The 18,877-nt window shown below is 63.7% G+C and carries 18 protein-coding genes; 10 read left to right on the top strand and 8 right to left on the bottom strand.

What is annotated here, in order from left to right; all coding sequences use genetic code 11:
• Positions 1-53 precede the first annotated feature (53 nt).
• The 8 genes from phoU (at position 54) to cobA (ending at position 7,651) form a co-directional block, all read left to right on the top strand.
• Positions 54-728 carry a phosphate signaling complex protein PhoU gene (gene phoU / locus CHB87_RS08490; RefSeq protein ID WP_089407967.1) on the top strand — a complete coding sequence of 225 codons (675 nt, stop codon included), beginning with the start codon at positions 54-56 and terminating at the stop codon, positions 726-728.
• A 6-nt stretch (positions 729-734) separates the two neighbouring features.
• A complete protein-coding gene (locus CHB87_RS08495; protein WP_089407968.1) occupies positions 735-1,673 on the top strand; it encodes a hypothetical protein in 939 nt (312 codons plus the stop codon).
• Between the two features lie 20 nt (positions 1,674-1,693).
• Positions 1,694-2,293, top strand: coding sequence for a Uma2 family endonuclease (locus tag CHB87_RS08500; protein WP_089407969.1), 600 nt, complete (start codon positions 1,694-1,696; stop codon positions 2,291-2,293).
• Positions 2,294-2,508: 215 nt separating this feature from the next.
• Entirely contained in the window at positions 2,509-3,033 is a 525-nt protein-coding gene (locus tag CHB87_RS08505) for a transglycosylase domain-containing protein (RefSeq protein WP_176441664.1), read from the top strand.
• Positions 3,034-3,215: 182 nt separating this feature from the next.
• Complete coding sequence (locus tag CHB87_RS08510) at positions 3,216-4,937, top strand: nitrite/sulfite reductase (protein WP_089407971.1); 1,722 nt, start codon at positions 3,216-3,218, stop codon at positions 4,935-4,937.
• Between the two features lie 158 nt (positions 4,938-5,095).
• A complete protein-coding gene (locus tag CHB87_RS08515; RefSeq protein WP_089407972.1) occupies positions 5,096-6,169 on the top strand; it encodes a hypothetical protein in 1,074 nt (357 codons plus the stop codon).
• A 103-nt stretch (positions 6,170-6,272) separates the two neighbouring features.
• Entirely contained in the window at positions 6,273-6,923 is a 651-nt protein-coding gene (locus CHB87_RS08520) for a precorrin-2 dehydrogenase/sirohydrochlorin ferrochelatase family protein (protein WP_089407973.1), read from the top strand.
• The gene (cobA, locus tag CHB87_RS08525; protein WP_089407974.1) at positions 6,920-7,651 is read left to right on the top strand and encodes a uroporphyrinogen-III C-methyltransferase; all 732 of its coding nucleotides are present in this window, start codon (positions 6,920-6,922) and stop codon (positions 7,649-7,651) included. The genes CHB87_RS08520 and cobA overlap by 4 nt, the downstream gene beginning before the upstream one ends.
• Positions 7,652-7,734: 83 nt before the next feature.
• On the opposite strand, the gene CHB87_RS08530 is transcribed toward cobA, so the two are convergent.
• The 6 genes from CHB87_RS08530 to CHB87_RS08555 all read right to left on the bottom strand — a co-directional run bounded on the left by CHB87_RS08530 (position 7,735) and on the right by CHB87_RS08555 (position 14,813).
• On the bottom strand, positions 7,735-9,336 hold the full coding sequence (locus CHB87_RS08530; protein WP_089407975.1) for an amino acid permease: 1,602 nt from the start codon (positions 9,334-9,336) through the stop codon (positions 7,735-7,737).
• 51 nt (positions 9,337-9,387) lie between these two features.
• Positions 9,388-10,866: an APC family permease gene (locus tag CHB87_RS08535; protein ID WP_089407976.1), complete on the bottom strand. Its 1,479-nt coding sequence runs from the start codon at positions 10,864-10,866 to the stop codon at positions 9,388-9,390.
• 146 nt (positions 10,867-11,012) lie between these two features.
• Positions 11,013-11,648 carry a thiamine phosphate synthase gene (gene thiE / locus CHB87_RS08540; RefSeq protein WP_089407977.1) on the bottom strand — a complete coding sequence of 212 codons (636 nt, stop codon included), beginning with the start codon at positions 11,646-11,648 and terminating at the stop codon, positions 11,013-11,015.
• Positions 11,649-13,004: an acetyl-CoA carboxylase biotin carboxylase subunit gene (accC, locus tag CHB87_RS08545; RefSeq protein ID WP_089407978.1), complete on the bottom strand. Its 1,356-nt coding sequence runs from the start codon at positions 13,002-13,004 to the stop codon at positions 11,649-11,651. It abuts the gene before it with no gap.
• Between the two features lie 167 nt (positions 13,005-13,171).
• A complete protein-coding gene (gene accB / locus CHB87_RS08550; RefSeq protein WP_089407979.1) occupies positions 13,172-13,681 on the bottom strand; it encodes an acetyl-CoA carboxylase biotin carboxyl carrier protein in 510 nt (169 codons plus the stop codon).
• 52 nt (positions 13,682-13,733) lie between these two features.
• The gene (locus CHB87_RS08555; protein ID WP_342743546.1) at positions 13,734-14,813 is read right to left on the bottom strand and encodes a M24 family metallopeptidase; all 1,080 of its coding nucleotides are present in this window, start codon (positions 14,811-14,813) and stop codon (positions 13,734-13,736) included.
• Positions 14,814-14,885: 72 nt separating this feature from the next.
• Here CHB87_RS08555 and CHB87_RS08560 point away from each other — a divergent pair, with 72 nt between their 5' ends.
• Complete coding sequence (locus CHB87_RS08560) at positions 14,886-15,782, top strand: metallophosphoesterase (RefSeq protein ID WP_089407981.1); 897 nt, start codon at positions 14,886-14,888, stop codon at positions 15,780-15,782.
• A 3-nt stretch (positions 15,783-15,785) separates the two neighbouring features.
• Here CHB87_RS08560 and CHB87_RS08565 read toward each other — a convergent pair whose 3' ends face one another.
• Both CHB87_RS08565 and CHB87_RS08570 read right to left on the bottom strand, forming a co-directional pair.
• Complete coding sequence (locus tag CHB87_RS08565) at positions 15,786-16,037, bottom strand: helix-turn-helix domain-containing protein (protein WP_089408138.1); 252 nt, start codon at positions 16,035-16,037, stop codon at positions 15,786-15,788.
• Between the two features lie 102 nt (positions 16,038-16,139).
• Positions 16,140-17,171 carry an MBL fold metallo-hydrolase gene (locus CHB87_RS08570; RefSeq protein WP_089407982.1) on the bottom strand — a complete coding sequence of 344 codons (1,032 nt, stop codon included), beginning with the start codon at positions 17,169-17,171 and terminating at the stop codon, positions 16,140-16,142.
• 351 nt (positions 17,172-17,522) lie between these two features.
• On the opposite strand from CHB87_RS08570, the gene CHB87_RS08575 reads away from it, so the two are divergent.
• A complete protein-coding gene (locus CHB87_RS08575) occupies positions 17,523-18,824 on the top strand; it encodes a hypothetical protein (protein ID WP_142988279.1) in 1,302 nt (433 codons plus the stop codon).
• Positions 18,825-18,877: the final 53 nt, after the last annotated feature.

The raw sequence follows: 18,877 nt of genomic DNA on the forward strand, positions 1-18,877 counted from the left end.
ACCATTCACACAACGTGCGTCACAATAGAAACTTCAGGTAAGGAGACTCCCGAGTGCCCCGTATCAACTTTCAGCAACAACTCGTCGCCCTCAAGGACAAGCTCCTCGCCATGGCCGCGCTCTCGCAGCAGTCGCTCGAGTTCTCGCTCGAGGCCTACCTGACGAACGATGAAGGCCTCTGCAACCACGTACGCGAGGTGGAGGCCGCGATCAACGCCGCCGAGACCTCGGTCGACGAGATGGCTCACGACCTGCTCGCCAAGGAGCAGCCCATGGCCATCGACCTGCGCTTCATCCTGTCGGTGATCAAGATCAACGGCGACCTGGAACGCATCGGCGACCAGGCCGCCAACATCGCGCAACGCGCCGCCGCGATGGCCAACTACCCGCAGATCTCGCTGCCGGTCGATATCAGAACGATGGGAGCGAAGGTCGGGGTGATGATCCGCCGCGCCGTGCAGGCGCTGCTCGAAGCCGACGCGAAGCTGGCCGAATCGGTGCTGGCAATGGACGAAGAGATCGACGAGATGAACCGCGCCGTGCAGGCCGAACTGGTCGCGGTGATGCAGCAGCATCCGCTGGTCGCGGAGCAGAGCCTGAACGCCATCATCATCAGCCGCAATCTCGAACGCGCGGCCGACCACGCGACCAACATCGCCGAGGATGTCATCTTCTGGGTTCGCGGATCGGACGTGCGGCACCAGGTCTCGCTCACGCACCCGGAGTAGCGTCGCATGGCGGCCAGCAAGGGATTTGAAGCTCAATCCGAGGCGCTGGACGCACTGCGCCATCTGACGCCCGAGGCCGCGGAACCCGGACTGCGCAAGGCGCTTGGGCAACGGAACAACTTCCTCGTCGCCAAGGCCGCGCGCCTGACCGCGCTGCAAAACCTGCGCTCGCTTAGCGGAGCGCTGGCCGAGGCCTTCCACCGCTTTCTGCAGGACGCCGCGAAATCCGACCCGCAGTGCTGGGCGAAGAACGACATCGCCAAGACCCTCGCCGAGTTCGAGTTTCAGGACGCCGAGCTATTCCTCGCCGGCATGCGCCACATTCAGCTTGAGCCAACCTGGGGCGGACCGTCCGATACCGCCGGCGCCCTCCGCGGCACATGCGCGCTGGCGCTGGTCCAGTGCCGCGAGGTGCGTAGCCACCAGCTCCTCCTCTGGTTCACCGAGCTTATCGCCGATAAGGTTCTCACCGTGCGAGTGAACGCCGCGCGCGCCATCGAGCAGGTGGGCTCGGACTCCGCCGCGCTGCTGCTGCGCCTGCGCGCGGAGCTGGCGTCCGACGAACCGGAGCTTCTCGGCGCCTGCTACTCCGGCGTGCTGCGGCTCGAAGGCCCGCAGGCGATCCCGTGGGCCGCACGGTTCCTCGCGCTGGGCGACGATGCCTCCGCCGAGGCCGCCATCGCCATCGCCGAGACCCGCACGCCCGAGGCCTTCGCCATACTCCGCGCTACCTTCGACAAGACCGCGCGCACGAACCAGTGGTTCCGCAGCGCTCTGCTGTCGGCCATCGCGCTAACGCGTCAGCCGGAGGCCGCGCCCTTCCTGCTGGACCTGATCGACCGCTCGCCCCACGACCGGCAGGACGCCGTGGAAGCCCTTTGCCGGTCGAATCCGAATCGGGAGACGGTGGAAGAACTAACCAAGCGCGGGCATCGCTGTCCGTAAAGCTGGAGTAAACTACCCGCATGAACATCTCTCTTAGTGAAACGGAGTTCCCGGTGCGTCTGCGCTTTGAGCGTCCGTTGACGGACGAGGAGTTGATGCGCTTTTGCAGCGAAAACGACATATTGCGGGTTGAGCGGGACGCCAATGGAGAGCTTATCGTGATGTCGCCAAGCGGGCTCGAAGGAAGCAGTTGGAACTCCGAAATTATCGCCGAACTCATTTTCTGGGCGCGTACAGACGGCCGTGGCAAAGTCTTCGACTCCAATGGAGGATTCACGCTGCCGGATAGCTCGATGCGCAGCCCGGATGCCGCCTGGGTTTCCTGGAGCCGCTGGAACGCACTACCCCCGGAAGAGCGGAAGGTGTTCGGCCGGATCACACCTGAGTTCATCATCGAATTGCGCTCGGAAAGCGACCGCCTTTCGGAGCTTCAATCCAAGATGCGGACGTGGCTGGACAATGGCGTCGAACTCGCATGGCTTATCGATCCGCAGCGTAAAGTCATCGAGGTCTACCGCCCGAACGAACAACCCGAGATTCACGAAGACCCCACCTCCGTACAAGGCACTGGACCTGTTCGCGGCTTTGAGCTGGTTCTTTCCAGAGTATGGGGCGGATGACGGCACTGGCTGTCACCCACCCAAGCGGACGCCGAACACGCATCCTCCTTTTGTTCACAGGATGCTTGCTAACGACTCCGTTTCTCATCCTCGCTTTCGCGGCAGCGATTGAGATGCATAGCCTACCGTCGACTGGGTCTCTGAACGTCTTCCTGCCAGATCACGCTACGACCGTTACTGCAACTTCGTCATGCACTCAGGACCAGTTCGTCGTAATGCCAACCGCTGCTCTCACCCCGTTCTTCCCTGCCTTGACCGCAGCAGAAGGCCCTGCGGAAGATGAGACGAGCGAGCTGCTGCAAGTGTTCTCCACATCGCCACGCAGGTCGGGCCATTACGCTAGCAGCATCGCGCGCGGGATGCTTTGCTCCGACCATAAGAATCTCCGGCGAAACTTCGACGAGATGCTTCTATCGTTCGCGATTGCGGCAAGCTATTCCAAGCAGCAGAGACAGGCGATCTACCTCAACTGCGCCTATTTCGGAGATGGGCAGGTCGGAATCGCTCAAGCCTCGCATTTTTACTTCGACGAACCTCCCGACGAGCTCGATCTACCTGCGCGTACGCTGCTGGTCGGCCTCGTCCAGTCTCCAAATCGACTCTCGCCCTTCAGACATCCTGATCGGGCGCTGGCACGCCGCAGCGTGATCCTTGAAAAAATGCTGGCCGAACACAGCATCACACTCGAAGAGGCCACCGAGGCCAAGGCCGCATCACTCCCGGCAGCGTCCCAGCCTTGACCCAACTCCCCCAACCCCGTACCCTGATAGAGATGATTCCCACCGCCCACGTCTGTCCCTGTTGTCGCCAGACCGCGGCGCCGTCCTCTTTGCTCTAAACGCCTTTTACGCAAAGTCCGATTCGAGCGCCCACGTCCAGAACGTGGGCTTTTCTGCAAGCCGACCCTGAAGAAGGAACACCGATGCCCGACGCAGTCGCCACCCCCGCCGCAACGCCCCTGAAGGAAACCAAAGCCCAGAAGTCCGAGCGTCTCAAGCTCCTGAAGAACCCGTGGGAGAACTGGAACGACGTGCGCGAGTACGCCAAGGGCGGCCGCGACACCGTCGACCCTGCCTGGGCGAATCTCTACTTCAAGTGGTGGGGCATCTACACCCAGGGCGACGGCGTCGGCGTGACCGGCGGCAAGGGCGGCGAAGGCGTCACGACCGAGTTCTTCATGATGCGCATCGGCATCCCGAACGGCCTGCTGACCTCGCACCAGCTCCGCACCATCGGGCAGCTCACGCAGAAGTTCGCGCGCAACCTGTCCGACATCACCACTCGCCAGGCGATCCAGCTCCACTGGCTCACCATCTCCGACCTGGTCGAAGTGACCGATGCGCTCACCGAGGTCGGGCTCTCCCCCAAGGGCGCCTGCGGCGACGTCGTCCGCAACGTCACCGGCTGCCCGCTCGCCGGACTCGATCAGCACGAGTTGATCGACGCAAGCCCGCTTGCCACCGAGGTGGCGCGCTTCCTCACCGCGAACCCGGAGTTCTACAACCTGCCGCGCAAGTTCAAAATCTCCATCACCGGCTGCCCGCTCTGGTGCTCGTACCCGGAGATCAACGACCTCGCCCTCACGGCAATCAAACGCGGCGATGAGATCGGCTATACCCTCCGCGTCGGCGGCGGCCTCTCGTCCGAGCCGCATATCGCAGTGCGCATCCCGGCGTTCATCCCCCAGGAGAAGGCGCTCGCCGTCGTCACCGCCGTCGTCACGATCTTCCGCGAGCAGACCGCGCTGCGCGAGAGCCGCACCCACGCCCGCATCAAGTACCTCTTCATGAAGCACGGTTGGACCGCTGAGTCCATGCTGGCCGCCATCGAGGAGAAGCTCGGCTATAAGCTCGATCCCTCGCCCGTCAGCGAGGACGCCGTTCCGGCCGACATCTACCGCGACCACGTCGGCGTCAACCCGCAGAAGCAGCCCGGGCTATCGTCCGTCGGCGCCAGCGTCCTGCGCGGGCGCCTCTCCGGCGATCAGCTCGTCGCGCTTGCCGACCTGGCCGAGAAGTACGGCGACGGCCACCTCCGCACCTCGATCATGCAGAACATCCTGCTGGTCAACATCCGCAACGAGAGCGTGCGCGAGCTGATCGCCGAGCTGATCGCGCTCGACCTGACCGTCGAGGCCTCGACCTTCTGGCGCGGCGCAGTCGCCTGCACCGGCACCGAGTTCTGCAAGCTCGCCATCTCCGAGACCAAGGCCTTCACCAAGTGGCTCGTCGCTGAGATGGAGGAGCGGCTGCCGGCCTTCGACCAGCAGATTCGCCTGCATGTCACCGGCTGCACTAACTCTTGCGGCCAGAGCTGGATCGCCGATATCGGCCTCGAGGGCAAGAAGATCAAGAAGGACGGCAAGATGGTCGACGCCTTCTACTTCTGCGTCGGCGGCTCGGTCGGCAAGTACGCCGGCATCGCCCGGCAGATCGGCTACCGCGCCGCCGCCGAGGACTGCCCCGAGGCGATCGAACGCATGCTGCGCGGCTACCTCGCCCTGCGCGAGCCGGAAGAAGACCTCCGCGCCTACTTTGCCCGCACGACCGACGAGCAACTCCGCACGCACCTCGCCGGCGAGATCATTGCCCCTGTCGAGCGCGATGCCCCGCCCGCTGGCGGTCGCCGCGTGGCGGACGCGTAACACAATGCACGAAGCTCACTCCGCGATGCAAAGGACGGCGTGGGCTTCTTGCCGGAGCGATGGCTGACAGGCTAGACTGACATCGCTGTCAGTCCAATTTAGGGATGAGCTTAATGATCTCCTTCCGTTCCGGTCGTCTGCCGTGCGTGAGCGCTCTAATGCTGTTTTTCCTCGCGCGGTGTTGCATCGCCTTCGTTTCGGGAGCAGGTGTGCTGGCGCAGGAGTCCCCACAGGAATCCCCCTGGATACGCCCGGCCAGTCCGGACGCGCCGCTCATCTGGGGGCGGCGAGATGGCGTCGTCTTCGGCCTTCCGTCTCCCGGAGGCATCCGTGGACCGCGCGGACTCATCCGTGTCGGTCCCTGGAGCAAAGGCGATCTTCAGAACGAGCTGCTGAACTTCATCGCGGTAGAACCGATCGTTGCCGGCGCCGGCAATCGCTATAACCGCGCGGCGTTCAGTGAACTGGAGATGAGCGAGCTCGATCCTGGCCAGCAGGGCAAGAGGCTGTGGGTCGACGGCGGCGGCGGGCCCGATGCCTACAAGGGGAAGCTCGAAACCATCCATGTAGGCCGCGGCACCGTCGAGCGCCTGTCGGTTCGCATCGACATCGAGCGGTTTACGATCAACGGAGCGCATGTGTACCTGATTGCCTCCATCGACAGCGACCAACGCGATGAGGTGCGGCTCTCCGTCTTCGCGGAGAAAGACAGCCCGCCGCTTCAAGAGATCGGGGTGAGCGCGACCATGGGTAACTACGAACGGCTGCGTCTGCTCTGGCTAAACGGGAGCGTGGAAAGCAGTTGGCAGCTCTTTGGCGACTACATGGGCAATCGCTTTGTCGAGGGTGGAAGTTATCCGCTCCCCCAACTGCTGCGCAATAACGACGGGGACGCCGTGGTCTATGCCACATCGGACGAGGCCGATCCGGGCGCGAGCCCCGGCAACGCGACCGCCCACTGGCCGTACACATTGCCGAAGCTGACGCAGTACTGGCGGATACCGGGTTACGAGGTGCAACCGGACCTCCGGGCAAGGGTGAATGCGCGCCGCGTCTACTGGAACTCGGATGAGCCGGTGCCGGGCGGCATCGCGTTTGAAAATTTCGAGACCCGGCAGCGTTATATTCCTGGCCAATCGTTCATCTTCGGGGTATCGACGAAGAATCCGTGGGAGCTGTATCAAGGGTCGGCCATCGTGCGCCCGTACAACCGTGGACACTACGAATATTGAGCCGGGAGATCGGCATCCGGTAGCGGAGACCGGTGAAGAGGCGGCATGACGGGTTAGATTCACGAACCCATCCGGCGACCGCGCAACCTATACTGAAGACAGTATGGACCTCTTCCCCATCTTCCTGAAACTCACCGGCCGCCGTTGCCTCGTGGTCGGCGCGGGCAATCTCGCCGAGTCCAAGATCGAGTCGCTGCGCGCGGCACATGCCGACGTCACCGTGATCGCGCCGGAAGCCCGCCCACGGATCGCCGAAATGGCTGCATCCGGCGAAATCACCTGGATTCAGCGTGAATTTACCGCCGGAGACGTCGCCGAAGACCTCTTCCTCGTCGTCACTGCGACGAACGTGGGCGCCGTGAACCGGGCTGTCTATCTCGAAGCCCAGGCGAAGAACATCATCTGCAACGCGGTCGACGACCCGCCTTTCTGCGACTTCTACTTCCCCTCCGTCGTCCGGCGCGGCGACCTGCAGATCGCCATCTCGACCGCCGGCGCCAGCCCTGCGCTCGCCCAGCGGCTGCGCAAGGAGATCAACGCGCAGCTCCCGCTCGACACCGGCGACTGGCTCACCGACCTCGGCAACCTACGCCGCGAGGTCACCCAGATGGAGCCGTTGAACGAAGAGCGCAAGCTGCTGCTCCACCAGCTCGCCCAGCGCGAGGTCTGCGGCTACGACGGCTGCCCCAGCCGCGTGCTTGCACGCCAGCATGCCAAAACGAATCCCCTGCCCGCGATCGAGGAACAGAAGTGAACCCCTCCGCCGAACCCGGCCACGTCTACCTCGTCGGCGCAGGCCCTGGCGACCCGAACCTCATCACGCTGCGCGCCGCACGTCTGCTCGCCACCGCCGATGTCGTCTTGCCCGACGACCTCGTTTCGGACGCCGTGCTCGACCTCGCCAGCCCTACCGCCGAAATCATCCCCGTCGGCAAGCGCTGCGGCCAGCCGCGCATCACGCAGGCCGGCATCCACGAGCTGATGCTCCACCACGCACGCGCCGGACAGTCGGTTGTACGCCTGAAGTCCGGCGACCCGCTCGTCTTCGGACGCGCTGGCGAAGAGATGGCAGCGCTCCGCGAAGCCGGCGTCCCTTTCGAGATCGTCTCCGGCATCACGACGGCATTCGCGGTCGCGGCATCGCTCCAGACGCCCCTGACCGACCGCACCGCCGCGAGCAAACTCATCCTTGCCACCGCCCACCACGCCGAGGGCAAGCTCTCCCTCACCCCAAGCTGGCACGGCGCCTTCCCGCCCGAGGCCACGCTGGTCCTCTACATGCCCGGCCGCAACTTCGCCGCGCTCTCGGCAGACCTGATCGCCGCCGGCATCCCCGGCGAATCGCCCTGCGTCGCCGTCTCGAAGGCCACCACACCGGACGAGCAGGTCTGCGCGACCACCGTCGCCGGGCTACCCGAGGCCTCCGTTGGACCCGCTCCGCTGCTGCTGCTCATCGGCCACGCCATCCAGCCCGGCCGCTGAATCCGGTCGTCGTCTTTTCTCTCTCCAAAACATGAACGCCCAGCCACAATGGCTGGGCGTCCTCGCTGGAAGCGAACCGAGAGTTACTCGCCGCTACCCAGCGACTCGCGAATCTGCACCCGGCTGTTCTTGCGGCTGTAGCTAAAGTAGACGACCAGACCGATAATGAGCCAGACGATCAGCCGCACCCAGTTCCAGATGCCCAGCTTGTACATCATGTAGCCATTGAACAGGATGCCCAGAATGGGCACCAGCGGCACAAACGGCGTGCGGAACGGCCGGTCGCGCGTCGGGTCCTTGTACCGCAGCACGATGATCGAGATGCAGACGATCACAAAGGCCAGCAGCGTCCCGATGTTCACCATCTTGCCGATGTCGTCGATCGGCGTCACGCTGCCCACGATCGCGGCCAGAAAGCCTGCCAGAATCGTCGCCTTCCAAGGCGTGCGGAACTTCGGGTGAATCTCGCCGAAGAACTTCTTCGGCAGCAAACCGTCGGCGGCCATCGCATACAGCACACGCGACTGGCCCAGCAGCATGACCAGCATGACCGACGTCAGACCGGCCAGCGCACCCACCGTGATGATGTTGGCCGCCCAGCCCAGGTTATGGTCGAGGAAGGCGCGCGCAATGGGCGCTTCGATGTTGACCTCACGCCACGGCACCATTCCCGTCAGCACAGCCGCCACGCCGATGTAGAGGAGCGTGCAGATCGAAAGCGATACGATGATGCCGATCGGCAGGTCGCGCTGCGGATTCTTCGCCTCCTGCGCCGTCGTCGACACCGCGTCGAAGCCGATGTAGCTGAAGAAAATCAGACCAGCCGCCAGTCCGATACCGCCGAAGCCGGCCGGCGCGAAGGTCGCCCAATCCGTGCCCCAGTTCGCCTTGTTCACATAGTGTGACCCCAGCGCCAGCACGAAAAGCACCACGCCGACCTTCAGCGCGACGATCGACGCATTGAACTTTGCGCTCTCCTTGATGCCGACCACGAGCACCCAGGTGACTAGCAGCGCGATGATGAACGCCGGCAGGTTGAAGCCGATCTCCACGCCGCCGATCGTCGGGGCATGCAGAAGGGCGTGCGCCTGAGAGATGAGTTCCGGAGTCGGCGAGGCCTTGATGGCGTCCAGCGCCGCTCCAAAGGCCGGTGTCCCCGGAACCAGGCTTGGATTCGCGGCCACGGCCATGTGGCGCGCCACGGTGTCGGTTGCCTGCTTCAGGCCCGTCCAGTGGTCGTAGGCCAGCCAGAGCGGAAAGTGGATGCCGAAGATGTTGAGGAACTCGACGAAGTGATTCGACCAGCCGGAGCTGACCGTGCTCGCGCCCATGGCGTACTCGAGCGTCAGGTCCCAGCCGATGATCCAGGCGATCAGCTCGCCCAGCGTCGCGTAGGCGTAGGTGTAGGCCGAACCGGCGAGAGGAATCATTGCCGCAAACTCCGCATAGCAGAGGCCTGCAAAGGCGCAACCGAGGCCGCTGAGCACGAACGAGAGCATCAGGCTGGGGCCGGCGGTCTGCGCGCCCAGGCCGCTGAGCACGAAGATGCCCGCACCGATCACCGCGCCGATGCCGAGCGCTGTAAGCTGCACCGGACCAAGTACGCGTTCAAGGGTATCGGCGCCCTCGGCTGCGGCCTCCGCCTTCAAGACATCCATCGATTTCTTCGCAAAAAGATTTGCCATGCGCTCCCAGATCCTCCGACCTACTCAATCAAATCCAAACCAGACAACAACTTACGCCTCACGAGGCTTGCTGCGCGACCACACCAGGTACACCGGCACGCCCAGCACGACCAGAATCAGACCCGGCCACGTGTATTGAGGTTTGTAACGCAAGAGTACAACAGAAATCCAACTCGCCATCACGATATAAAGCGCAGGCAGGACGGGATATCCGAAAGCCCTATACGGACGCGGCGCGTCGGGCTGTGTACGGCGCAGAACGAACAGGCCCACGATGGTCAGGATGTAGAAGATCAGCACCGCAAAGATGACGTAATCGAGCAACTGGCCGTAGCTGCCGCTCAGGCATAGCAGGCACGTCCAACCCCACTGAATCCAAAGCGAGTTCACCGGAACGCCGCGCGCGCTCAGCTTGCCGGTGGCTTTGAAAAACAGCCCGTCCCGGCTCATCGCATAGTAGACCCGCGCCCCGGCCAGCAGCATGCCGTTCACGCAACCGAAGGTAGAGATGAGAATGGCGCCCGCCATCAGCTTCGCGCCGATGCCGCCGAAGGCCTTCTCCATCACCGCGGTCGCGACGCGATCCTGCGCTGCGTACGAGATTCCTCGTCCCACCACGTCCGTCGCATGAGCATCCCCGGCGAGAGGCAGCACGCTCAGGTAGACGAAGTTACAGAGGATATAGAGCAGCAGCACGACGCCCGTTCCCAGCGCCAACGACAGCGGCAGGTTGCGCTTGGGGTTGCGAATCTCGCCCGCCGTGAAGGTTACGTTGTTCCATGCGTCGGAGGAGAAAAGACTTCCGACCTGAACGACCGCAACTGCGGTAATCGCCGAGACGAGCGTCGTCGAATCATGGGTACCCGGAAAGAATGCTCCCACGCTTATCGAATGAGGTCCCATACCTTGCAACCAGAAGTTGGCGTGAGGCAAAGGGCTGAGTGGTACACGGTTGGAACCCGAGAAGTTGGCGGCAATGGCAGTTGCGTTCTTAGCAACCAAGCCGACCGATACGACAGCAGCGAGCGCCAGCACCTTCGCCGACGTGAACAGGTTCTGCACCGCCGCGCCCAGCTTCACACCAAAGGTATTCGCCACGGTCAGCAGTGTAACGACGACGATGGCGACGAGATTCGCCGTATTAAGGCCGATATTCCCCGGCCCATGCCATATCCAGTTCCCTGCGCTGACGCTGGGAAAGAAGACCCCGAGGAACTTGCCGAAGGCCACGCCCACGGCCGCGATCGTGCCGGTCTGGATGACCAGGAAGAGCGTCCAGCCGTAGAGAAATCCCCAGATCGGCCCAAGCGACTCCCGCAAGTACACGTACTGGCCGCCGGCCCTGGGCATCATCGCGGCCAGTTCGCCATAGCTCAGCGCGCCGATGATCGTCATCGCCGCCGTCACCAGCCACGCCGCGATCAGCAGCGCCGGCGAACCCAGCACGCGCGACATATCCGCCGAGACGATGAAGATGCCCGACCCGATCATCGATCCCATCACGATGGCCGTGGCCGAGAACAGCCCCATCCCCTGGACGAACTGCGGCGCGCTTGCCGACGAGCTGTGGTCCTGAGGGGAGCGCAAAGCCTCTACACTGTCATCCTGAGCGGAGCGCAGCGAAGTCGAAGGACCTGCGTTTGCTTTTGTGGTTGGACTGTTCACGTCCCACCAACCTATCGCAAAATCTCCAGAAAGTCTCTCGCAACCTTTTCGAACGAGTTCCCGTCCGTCAGCTTCGGAAACAGACCGGAGATCACCGCGACCGAATCAGCCCCGGCATCGATGACCGAACGGGCGTTCTCCCGCGTGATGCCGCCGATGGCGACCAGCGGCTTGGATGTCAGCGCCCGCGCCCGCCGCACACCCTCAAGCCCGATCACCGGTTCGGCGTCGGTCTTCGTCCCCGTCGCAAAGACCGGGCCGACAGCGATGTAGTCCGCGCGGCTCTTGTCCGCCGCGACGACCTGCTCGTCCGTGTGGGTGGAGACGCCGATCATCCGCCCGTCGCAGACGACGATCCGCACATCGTCGACCGGCATGTCACCCTGCCCGACATGGACGCCGTCCCACCCCGCGATCAGGACCAGGTCGACGCGGTCGTTCAGCAGCAGCGTCGCGCCGGAGCCATTGAAGCGCTTGTAGATGGTCTCCGCCGCTTGCAGAAACTCCTTGTCGCTGCCGGTCTTGTCGCGATATTGCAGCAGCTTCACGCCACCGGCGCGCAGACCTTCGGCCACCTCGGCGATGCTGCGGCCACGCTTGCGCGTTACTTCGGCATCGACAATCGCGTAGAGACGCGGTAGAGGCATTTACTTCTGCCCCTGCCGCTCGAAGAACCGCTCCATGAACTTCGTATCGAACGCGCCCGACCGGAACTCCGCATCGGCGAAGATCTTCTGGTGCAGCGGGATCGTCGTGTGAATCCCCTCGACGACAAACTGCGACAGCGCGCGCTGCATCTTGTTCATCGACTCTTCGCGGTCCTTGCCGTGACAGATCAGCTTGGCAATCAGCGAGTCGTAGTACGGCGGCACGACACCCTCGGCATACTGCGCGGTGTCGACGCGCACGCCGTTGCCGCCCGGCAGGTTGAACGCCGTAATCTTGCCCGCGCTCGGCGTGAACTTCTCCGGGTGCTCGGCGTTGATGCGGCACTCGATCGCGTGCCCGCGAATCGTCACCGGCTCGGTGATGATCTGGCTCAGCTTCTCGCCCGCCGCGATGCGCAACTGCGCCTTCACGAGGTCGATGCCCGTCACCATCTCGGTCACGCAGTGCTCGACCTGGATGCGGGTGTTCATCTCGATGAAGTAGATCTTGCCGTCCTCGTCCATCAGGAACTCGATCGTGCCGGCGTTCCAGTAGCCGATGTCCTTCAGCGAGCGCTCGATGGTCTTGCCCAGCTCCGCGCGGAGCTTCGGCGTCACCATCAGGCTCGGCGCCTCTTCGATCAGCTTCTGGTGGCGACGCTGGATGGAGCACTCGCGCTCGCCCAGACACATCACATTGCCGTGCTCGTCAGCCAGCACCTGAAACTCGATATGCCGCGGCCGCTCGATAAACTTCTCCATGTACAGGTCGCCGTTGCCGAAGGCGTTGCGCGCCTCGGTCGAGGCCTGCTCATAGAGCGCCGGCAGCTCATGCGCCGACCGGCAAATCCGCATGCCGCGTCCGCCGCCGCCCGCCACCGCCTTCAGGATGACCGGGTACCCGACGCTCTTCGCCCATTCGAGCGCCTCTTCAGGACTCTCGATGATGCCGTCCGAACCCGGCAGGATCGGCACCTTCGCCTTCTTCATCGTCTGGCGCGCGGTGGACTTTTCGCCCATCATCCGCGTGACTTCAGGCGGGGGTCCGATGAACTTGATGTTCGACGCCCGGCACACCTCGGCAAAGTTCGCGTTCTCGCTCAACAGGCCGTAACCCGGATGGATCGCGTCCACGTCGGCGATCTCGGCGGCGGAGATCACCGCCGGCACATTCAGATAGCTGTCCGCCGAGCGCGGCGGCCCAATGCAGATGGCCTCATCGGCAAACCGCACATGCAGCGAGTTCCGGTCGGCCTCGCTGTAGACCGCGACCGTCCGAATGCCCAGCTCCTTGCACGCGCTGATGACGCGCAGCGCAATCTCACCCCGATTGGCGATCAATACTTTACGAAACATTCCTGCCTGCACTTTCTATACGGAACCCTGAGGTAGCATCTCGCAGTTCGAAGAAAAGAACGTACCCCAGGGGCTAAAGCCCGCATCGTTGCCCGATCCGAATGCCAGGGCTAAAGCCCTGACCTACCTAGAAGCAACAGCAAAACCTCGATGCGCCAAACCTGAGCTTACCGAGCCTTGATCGCGAACAATGGCTGTCCATACTCCACCGGCTGGCCGCTGTTGGCGATGCGCTCGACAACCTCGCCCGCCACGTCGGATTCGATCTCGTTCATCAGCTTCATCGCTTCGACGATGCACAGCACCTGGCCGACCTCGACCACATCGCCCACCTTCACGAACGCGGGCGAACCCGGCGACGGCGACTCGTAGAACGTGCCCACGATGGGCGACTTCACCTGGTGGTGCTTGACCTCGGGCGCGGCAGGAGCAGCCGGAGCGGCGGCAGCCACCGGAGCAGCAGCAGGAGCGGCAGCAGCCGGGGCGGGCGCGGAGGCCATCAGGCGCGCAAGCTGCGCCATGTCGAATCCCGCCGGCGCGGCAGCCACGGGCGCCGGGTCTCCGGCAAACTTCAGCCGCACCTTCAGGTCGGCGCGCTCCATGTCGAATTCGGCAATCTCGTTGGCCTTCAGAAACTCGACCAGTTCGCGCAGTTCTTTCAGATCATTCCCGTCCATTGCATCTCTTCCTGTGTCCATTGGACACAACTTGAAATCTACAGCTCGAAATCTACAACTCAATCAACGCCTTGGTGCTCGGCGTTAGAATCTCACATCCGGTCGCCGTCACCAGCACCGTATCCTCAATCCGCACCCCAAATTTACCGGGGATGTAGACGCCAGGTTCGATTGTAACGATCATTCCAGCTTTCAGGGGCTGGGTTTGCTTTGTGGCGAGCCGTGGGCCTTCATGAATCTCAAGGCCGACGCCGTGCCCGGTCGAATGCGTGAAGTACTGGTCGAGCTTCGCCGCACGCAGCACGGAGCGCGCGGCCTCGTCCACATCGCCGGTCGACGCGCCGGCCCGCACCGCCGCCACGCCCGCAAGCTGCGCGTCCAGAACAGCCTCGTAGACTGTGCGTTCTTCGGCGCCGATGCGCCCGAGATGGACCGTCCGCGTCATGTCGGAGCAGTATCCATCGAGCAGCACGCCAAAGTCCAGCGTGCAGAAGCCTTTGCGCGGCAGCTTCGCCTTCGTCGCCCGTCCGTGCGGCAGCGCGGACCGCTCGCCGCTGGCCACGATCGTCTCGAACGACATGCCGTCGACACCCGCAAGCCGCGCCTGGTACTCCAGCGCCGCCGCCACCTTCACCTCGGCCGCACCTGCTACGATATGCTCCAGCACGCCGTCGAAGAGCCTGCAGCCCAGCGCTGCGGCAGCCCGCATCTTCACGATCTCTTCGGCGTCCTTGATCTCGCGCAGCCCCGCGACCAGCGGAGCCACCGGCGTGAACAGCGACCGCCGCAAACCCGCGGGCAGAGCCTTGCGCATCGTCTCCAGCGCCGCCACGGTGGTCTGCGAAGAGTCGAATCCGCACTTCGCAACCCCTTGCCCGCCCAGCCACTCGCACGCCGCGGCCATCGCGGACTTCGGCGCGATCACCACCTTCGCGCCCACGACCTCGGCCTTCGCCTGCGTCGTGTATCGACCATCGGTAAACAGCACCGCACGCGTGCCGATCACAGCCAGCGAGGCGTTCGACCCCGTGAATCCGCAGAGATAGCGCACATCCGGCAGATGAGTCACCAGCAGCGCATCGACGCCCGCCGCCTTCATCGCCGAGGCGAGCTTCCGCTTCCTTGCACTCATATTCATCCCCACCATTCTACGCAATCCGTCGTTTGTTCCGCAGAGCGGGTATCATGGTGTATGCCCCCTGAGATGCGGTTCCCATCGGAGCTTGAGCCGGAGAGCGCTTCCGCGCGCCTGTTCAGCCGGCGCAACTTCATGCTCGGCGCCGCCGCCGCATCCGGCCTCGCACTCTACGCCGGCGAGTTCGCACGGCATGAGATCGATGTCGTCAACCTCACCATGCGGATACGCAATCTGCCGGAGGCCTTTCATGGCTTTCGCATCGTGCAGATATCGGATATCCACCTGCAGGAGTTCACCGAGCCGCTCTTCCTCGAGCGCGTCATCCATCGCATCAACAGCATCCCCTGCGACATCGTCCTACTCACCGGCGACTACGTCTGCAGAACGCCGCTGCCAAAGTCCTACGCTCGCCGCCAGGCCGGCGTCTGCGGCGAACTCCTGCGCAGGATTGCCTGCCCGCAGCGTTACGGCATCCTGGGAAATCACGATATCGATGTGGGAGAGGCAGCCGTCAAGGACGCGCTGGAGACGACCGGCACCCCGATCCTCAACAACCGCTATCTGCCGATCGAGCGCGGCGGCCAGCGCATCTGGCTCTGCGGCCTTAGAGACCCCACGAGCGGGGGGGCCAGAATCGAAGAGTCCGTTCCGCGAAGGCCGGACGGCCCGGTTATCGTCATGGTGCATGAGCCGGACTATCTCGATGTGATGCTCACCGATCCGGCCAGCCGGTCGATCGACCTGGTGCTCTCCGGCCACTCTCACGGCGGCCAGGTCCGCATCCCGGGGCTGCCGCCGCTCACCCTGCCGCCCGGCGCCGAGAAGTATTACGAAGGCCTCTATCGCTTCGGCGACCTGCAGCTTTACGTCAACCGCGGCATCGGAACGGTGGGCCTGCCCTTCCGGCTCTTCTGCCCGCCGGAGATAACAGTCTTTACCCTGCAACCACACGGGCTGGTGTAACCCTTACCGCGCCCGCCGCACCGGCTTCTTCTGCTTCGGCATCACGGAGATATCCGAGCTGTGCGGGCCGCTCTTTTCGACCATCCACGCATCCAGCAGGCTGCGCTTGAACCGCCAGCGATTGCCCAGCTTGAACGCCGGAATGAAGCCCTCGCTTGCGTAGCGGTACAGCGTATCGCCGCTGATCCCCAGATACTCCGCAGCCTGCCGGATATCCATGACCTCACGCAGCATTGTATGAACGGCACCTGGCATCGAAAGCTCCTCTTCACGTTCCCGCAATATTTCGGACGGCATACTGTTTGTACCCGGTTTTCCACACGCTTACAAGGAACTTCCGAGAGTCTTAACCAGAAGCTAACCCCCTTCGCCCTGCCACCAGGTCGACCGCACCTCGACTCCGGCCGTCACTTCGGTCGGCCTGCCCGGCTCGGGCGACCATAGCCGCAGCCCCTGCTGCCCTGCCAGCTCCAGCATCTCGCGGATCGGCGTCCGCCAGCTATGCAGCGCCAGGTCGAACAATCCCCAGTGCATCGGCATCAGCAATCCCTGCCCGCCCATCGCCGCGAAGCTCCGAGCCGCGCCCGCCGGGCCCATGTGGATGTCCTTCCAAAGCTCGTGGAAGGCGCCGATCTCAAGCATCGTCAGGTCGAACGGGCCGTACATCGCGCCGATCTCGCCGAAGCCCTCCCATTCGCCCGAGTCCGCGCCGAAGTAAACCGCGTGCGCCGAGCCGCGCAGCGCGTACGACGACCACAACGTCTCGAAGCGGTTGAAGGCGCTTCGGCCCGAGAAATGGCGTGTCGGCACAGCGGTGACCGCCAGTTCGGCGCCGTTGTCGCGCCTGTAGATGACCGTGCTCTGCGTCCAGTCGAGCTCGGTGATGCGCGACGGAGCGACGCCAAACTTGCGCAGCTCGCCGCCTATACCCAGCGGCGCGACCCAGCGCATCTCTGGATGCAGCCGGGCGAGTATCTTCACCGTGCCCGCACCCAGATGGTCGTAGTGGTCGTGCGAGAGAATGACCGCGTCCAGCGGCGGCAACTCATCGAGCGCCATCGTGGGCGGGAAAAATCGCTTTGGCCCAAACCACTGCACCGGCGACGCCCGCTCATCCCACACCGGGTCCATCAGCACCCGGACGCCGTCGATCTCAAGCAGCGCCGAAGAGTGGCCGAACCAGGTCGCCCGCAGGCCGCTCAAGGGCTCGGTCCGGTAGATCGACGCATCGGTGCGGAACGGCCCCGGAGCGACACGCGGCGTCCGCTCCTCACGGTTGACGACGTAAAGCGGAAGCACCTTCAGCATGATGCTCAGGCCGCCCACCGCGGTCGGCACGGGATTTTCAAACTTCCGGCCGACCTTCATTGCGCGCTTCAAATTAGTCATTGCTATTTCGATGATAACCGCCCGCTTCCGTCACAAAATTCCTGTCTTACCCGATAACTTCGCGGCGTCGGCTGGGTTTTTACAGGCAGCCAACAGCGGTTATGGGAGTAAGGAATTCATCACTCCTATCACTTGCGGGCGAATAACCTCTTTCTTTTCCGTCGGGTTTGAGCTACATAAGGAGTGAACACAAAAATCTTTCTGTAGATTTGAGAAACTCTCGGGCTTATAGTCAAGGTTTCCAAAGCTTATTCCCGTGCAGTCGTCCTCAAAAACAGCACCTCCGGGCCCAGTTCCTCGCGCTTTCAAAACGAAACCGAAATTCGAACTGACAGATGGAGTTTCCCGCTCATGAATTACCACCGTCTACCAACCACCATGCTTTTTTTGGCGACCTCCCTGTCGGCCTTTGCCCAACCGCAGAAGACCTCTGGAGACCGGCTAGGCACCCTTGTCGGACTCACCCCCAGCGAAGCAGACCTGCAGGTGATCGACAGCAAGGGAAAGCCTCAGCGGCTGGTCTTCGCCATCGGACCGGGCGCCGCCACCGACGCCGTCAAGACCGGAGACATGGTAAAGATCGTCTACAGCGGCGAGGGTGATTCCATGGTCGCGACGGCTATTTCGAGCGTCGGCGCCGCCCAGGGAGCGGTTCAAACGACCGGTATCTCGGCCACTACGATGTCGCTGGGACAGGCGCAGGCCGGTCCACCTCCGCCAAGCGCCAACACGCAAGCCACATCCATCAACCTCGGCATTCCGGCGCCGCCCTCGGTCAACGGTCAGCCGCCGATCCGGATCGCCGTGCTGGACTTCAAGTACACCGACCCCAACGGCTCGGACAAGAGCCCGATGCAGACCGACGACTCGCCCTGGACCGAACTGGCGGAAAAAGTCGCCGCAAAGCTGGGCATCGACGCCGGATTCACGGTCGTCCACGGCAAGGGTGAAGACCACGTCACCGTGTCGCTCGCGCCCGGCCAGACCGGCGACTCCGACCAATCCACCGCCGCCAAGATCGGCGCCCTGCTCGGCGTCGATGCGGTGCTGATCGGCAGCATCGAAGACAGTCTGCTGGCGCCGCACGCCTCGGCGATGACCAAGGACGGCAAGTCCGCGCCGGAGAAAGAGATCTCGCTCCATGCTCGGCTGGTCGACGCCAGGTCTGGCCAGACGCTCTCGGTTGTCAACGGCGTCGGCTACACCCCGCCGATGGACTCCGCAAAGGCGGCCAACTGCAGCGGCTCAAAGAGCGAAAAGGCCGACTGTCTCGCGCGCAACGCTCCCACGCCGACATGGACGAACACCGCCGACTTCCAGGTCGCCTCCAGCCAGGCTGTCGACTCGCTCGTCGGCGACCTGGCCACCGGCGGCGACTCCCCCATGACCGGCTCGGTCGGCACTATCTTCGACGCGGATGGCGGACAGACCTCGGTGCTCGCCGACGAGGGCAAATTGCCAGCCATCGGCACGCGCCTGATCGTCACGCGCCCCAGCGGCCTGACCAAGGACGCCAACGGTTCGGTCGTACGGCCCACCGACCTGACCATCGGCTATCTCACGGTCTCGAGCATCGACGGATCGCTGGCCATCGGCCACTTTGAAGGCAGCATGCAACCGAAGGTTGGGGATTCGGTGTCGATCGCAAAATAGCCCGGCAAATGTCATCCATCATGCCAAAGAGGCTCTCCGGGGGAGAGCCTCTT

Origin of the sequence: Granulicella rosea (genome assembly GCF_900188085.1) — a bacterium.
GTDB lineage: Bacteria > Acidobacteriota > Terriglobia > Terriglobales > Acidobacteriaceae > Edaphobacter > Edaphobacter rosea.

Excerpts from the sequence above, each read along its gene's own strand:
- CHB87_RS08495 (WP_089407968.1), top strand. The coding sequence starts at position 735 with ATGGCGGCCAGCAAGGGATTTGAAGCTCAATCCGAGGCGCTGGACGCA.
- CHB87_RS08500 (WP_089407969.1), top strand. The coding sequence starts at position 1,694 with ATGAACATCTCTCTTAGTGAAACGGAGTTCCCGGTGCGTCTGCGCTTT.
- CHB87_RS08505 (WP_176441664.1), top strand. The coding sequence starts at position 2,509 with ATGCCAACCGCTGCTCTCACCCCGTTCTTCCCTGCCTTGACCGCAGCA.
- CHB87_RS08510 (WP_089407971.1), top strand. The coding sequence starts at position 3,216 with ATGCCCGACGCAGTCGCCACCCCCGCCGCAACGCCCCTGAAGGAAACC.
- CHB87_RS08515 (WP_089407972.1), top strand. The coding sequence starts at position 5,096 with ATGCTGTTTTTCCTCGCGCGGTGTTGCATCGCCTTCGTTTCGGGAGCA.
- CHB87_RS08520 (WP_089407973.1), top strand. The coding sequence starts at position 6,273 with ATGGACCTCTTCCCCATCTTCCTGAAACTCACCGGCCGCCGTTGCCTC.
- CHB87_RS08530 (WP_089407975.1), bottom strand. The coding sequence starts at position 9,336 with ATGGCAAATCTTTTTGCGAAGAAATCGATGGATGTCTTGAAGGCGGAG.
- CHB87_RS08535 (WP_089407976.1), bottom strand. The coding sequence starts at position 10,866 with ATGGGGCTGTTCTCGGCCACGGCCATCGTGATGGGATCGATGATCGGG.
- thiE (WP_089407977.1), bottom strand. The coding sequence starts at position 11,648 with ATGCCTCTACCGCGTCTCTACGCGATTGTCGATGCCGAAGTAACGCGC.
- accC (WP_089407978.1), bottom strand. The coding sequence starts at position 13,004 with ATGTTTCGTAAAGTATTGATCGCCAATCGGGGTGAGATTGCGCTGCGC.
- accB (WP_089407979.1), bottom strand. The coding sequence starts at position 13,681 with ATGGACGGGAATGATCTGAAAGAACTGCGCGAACTGGTCGAGTTTCTG.
- CHB87_RS08555 (WP_342743546.1), bottom strand. The coding sequence starts at position 14,813 with ATGAGTGCAAGGAAGCGGAAGCTCGCCTCGGCGATGAAGGCGGCGGGC.
- CHB87_RS08560 (WP_089407981.1), top strand. The coding sequence starts at position 14,886 with ATGCGGTTCCCATCGGAGCTTGAGCCGGAGAGCGCTTCCGCGCGCCTG.
- CHB87_RS08565 (WP_089408138.1), bottom strand. The coding sequence starts at position 16,037 with ATGCCAGGTGCCGTTCATACAATGCTGCGTGAGGTCATGGATATCCGG.
- CHB87_RS08570 (WP_089407982.1), bottom strand. The coding sequence starts at position 17,171 with ATGACTAATTTGAAGCGCGCAATGAAGGTCGGCCGGAAGTTTGAAAAT.
- CHB87_RS08575 (WP_142988279.1), top strand. The coding sequence starts at position 17,523 with ATGAATTACCACCGTCTACCAACCACCATGCTTTTTTTGGCGACCTCC.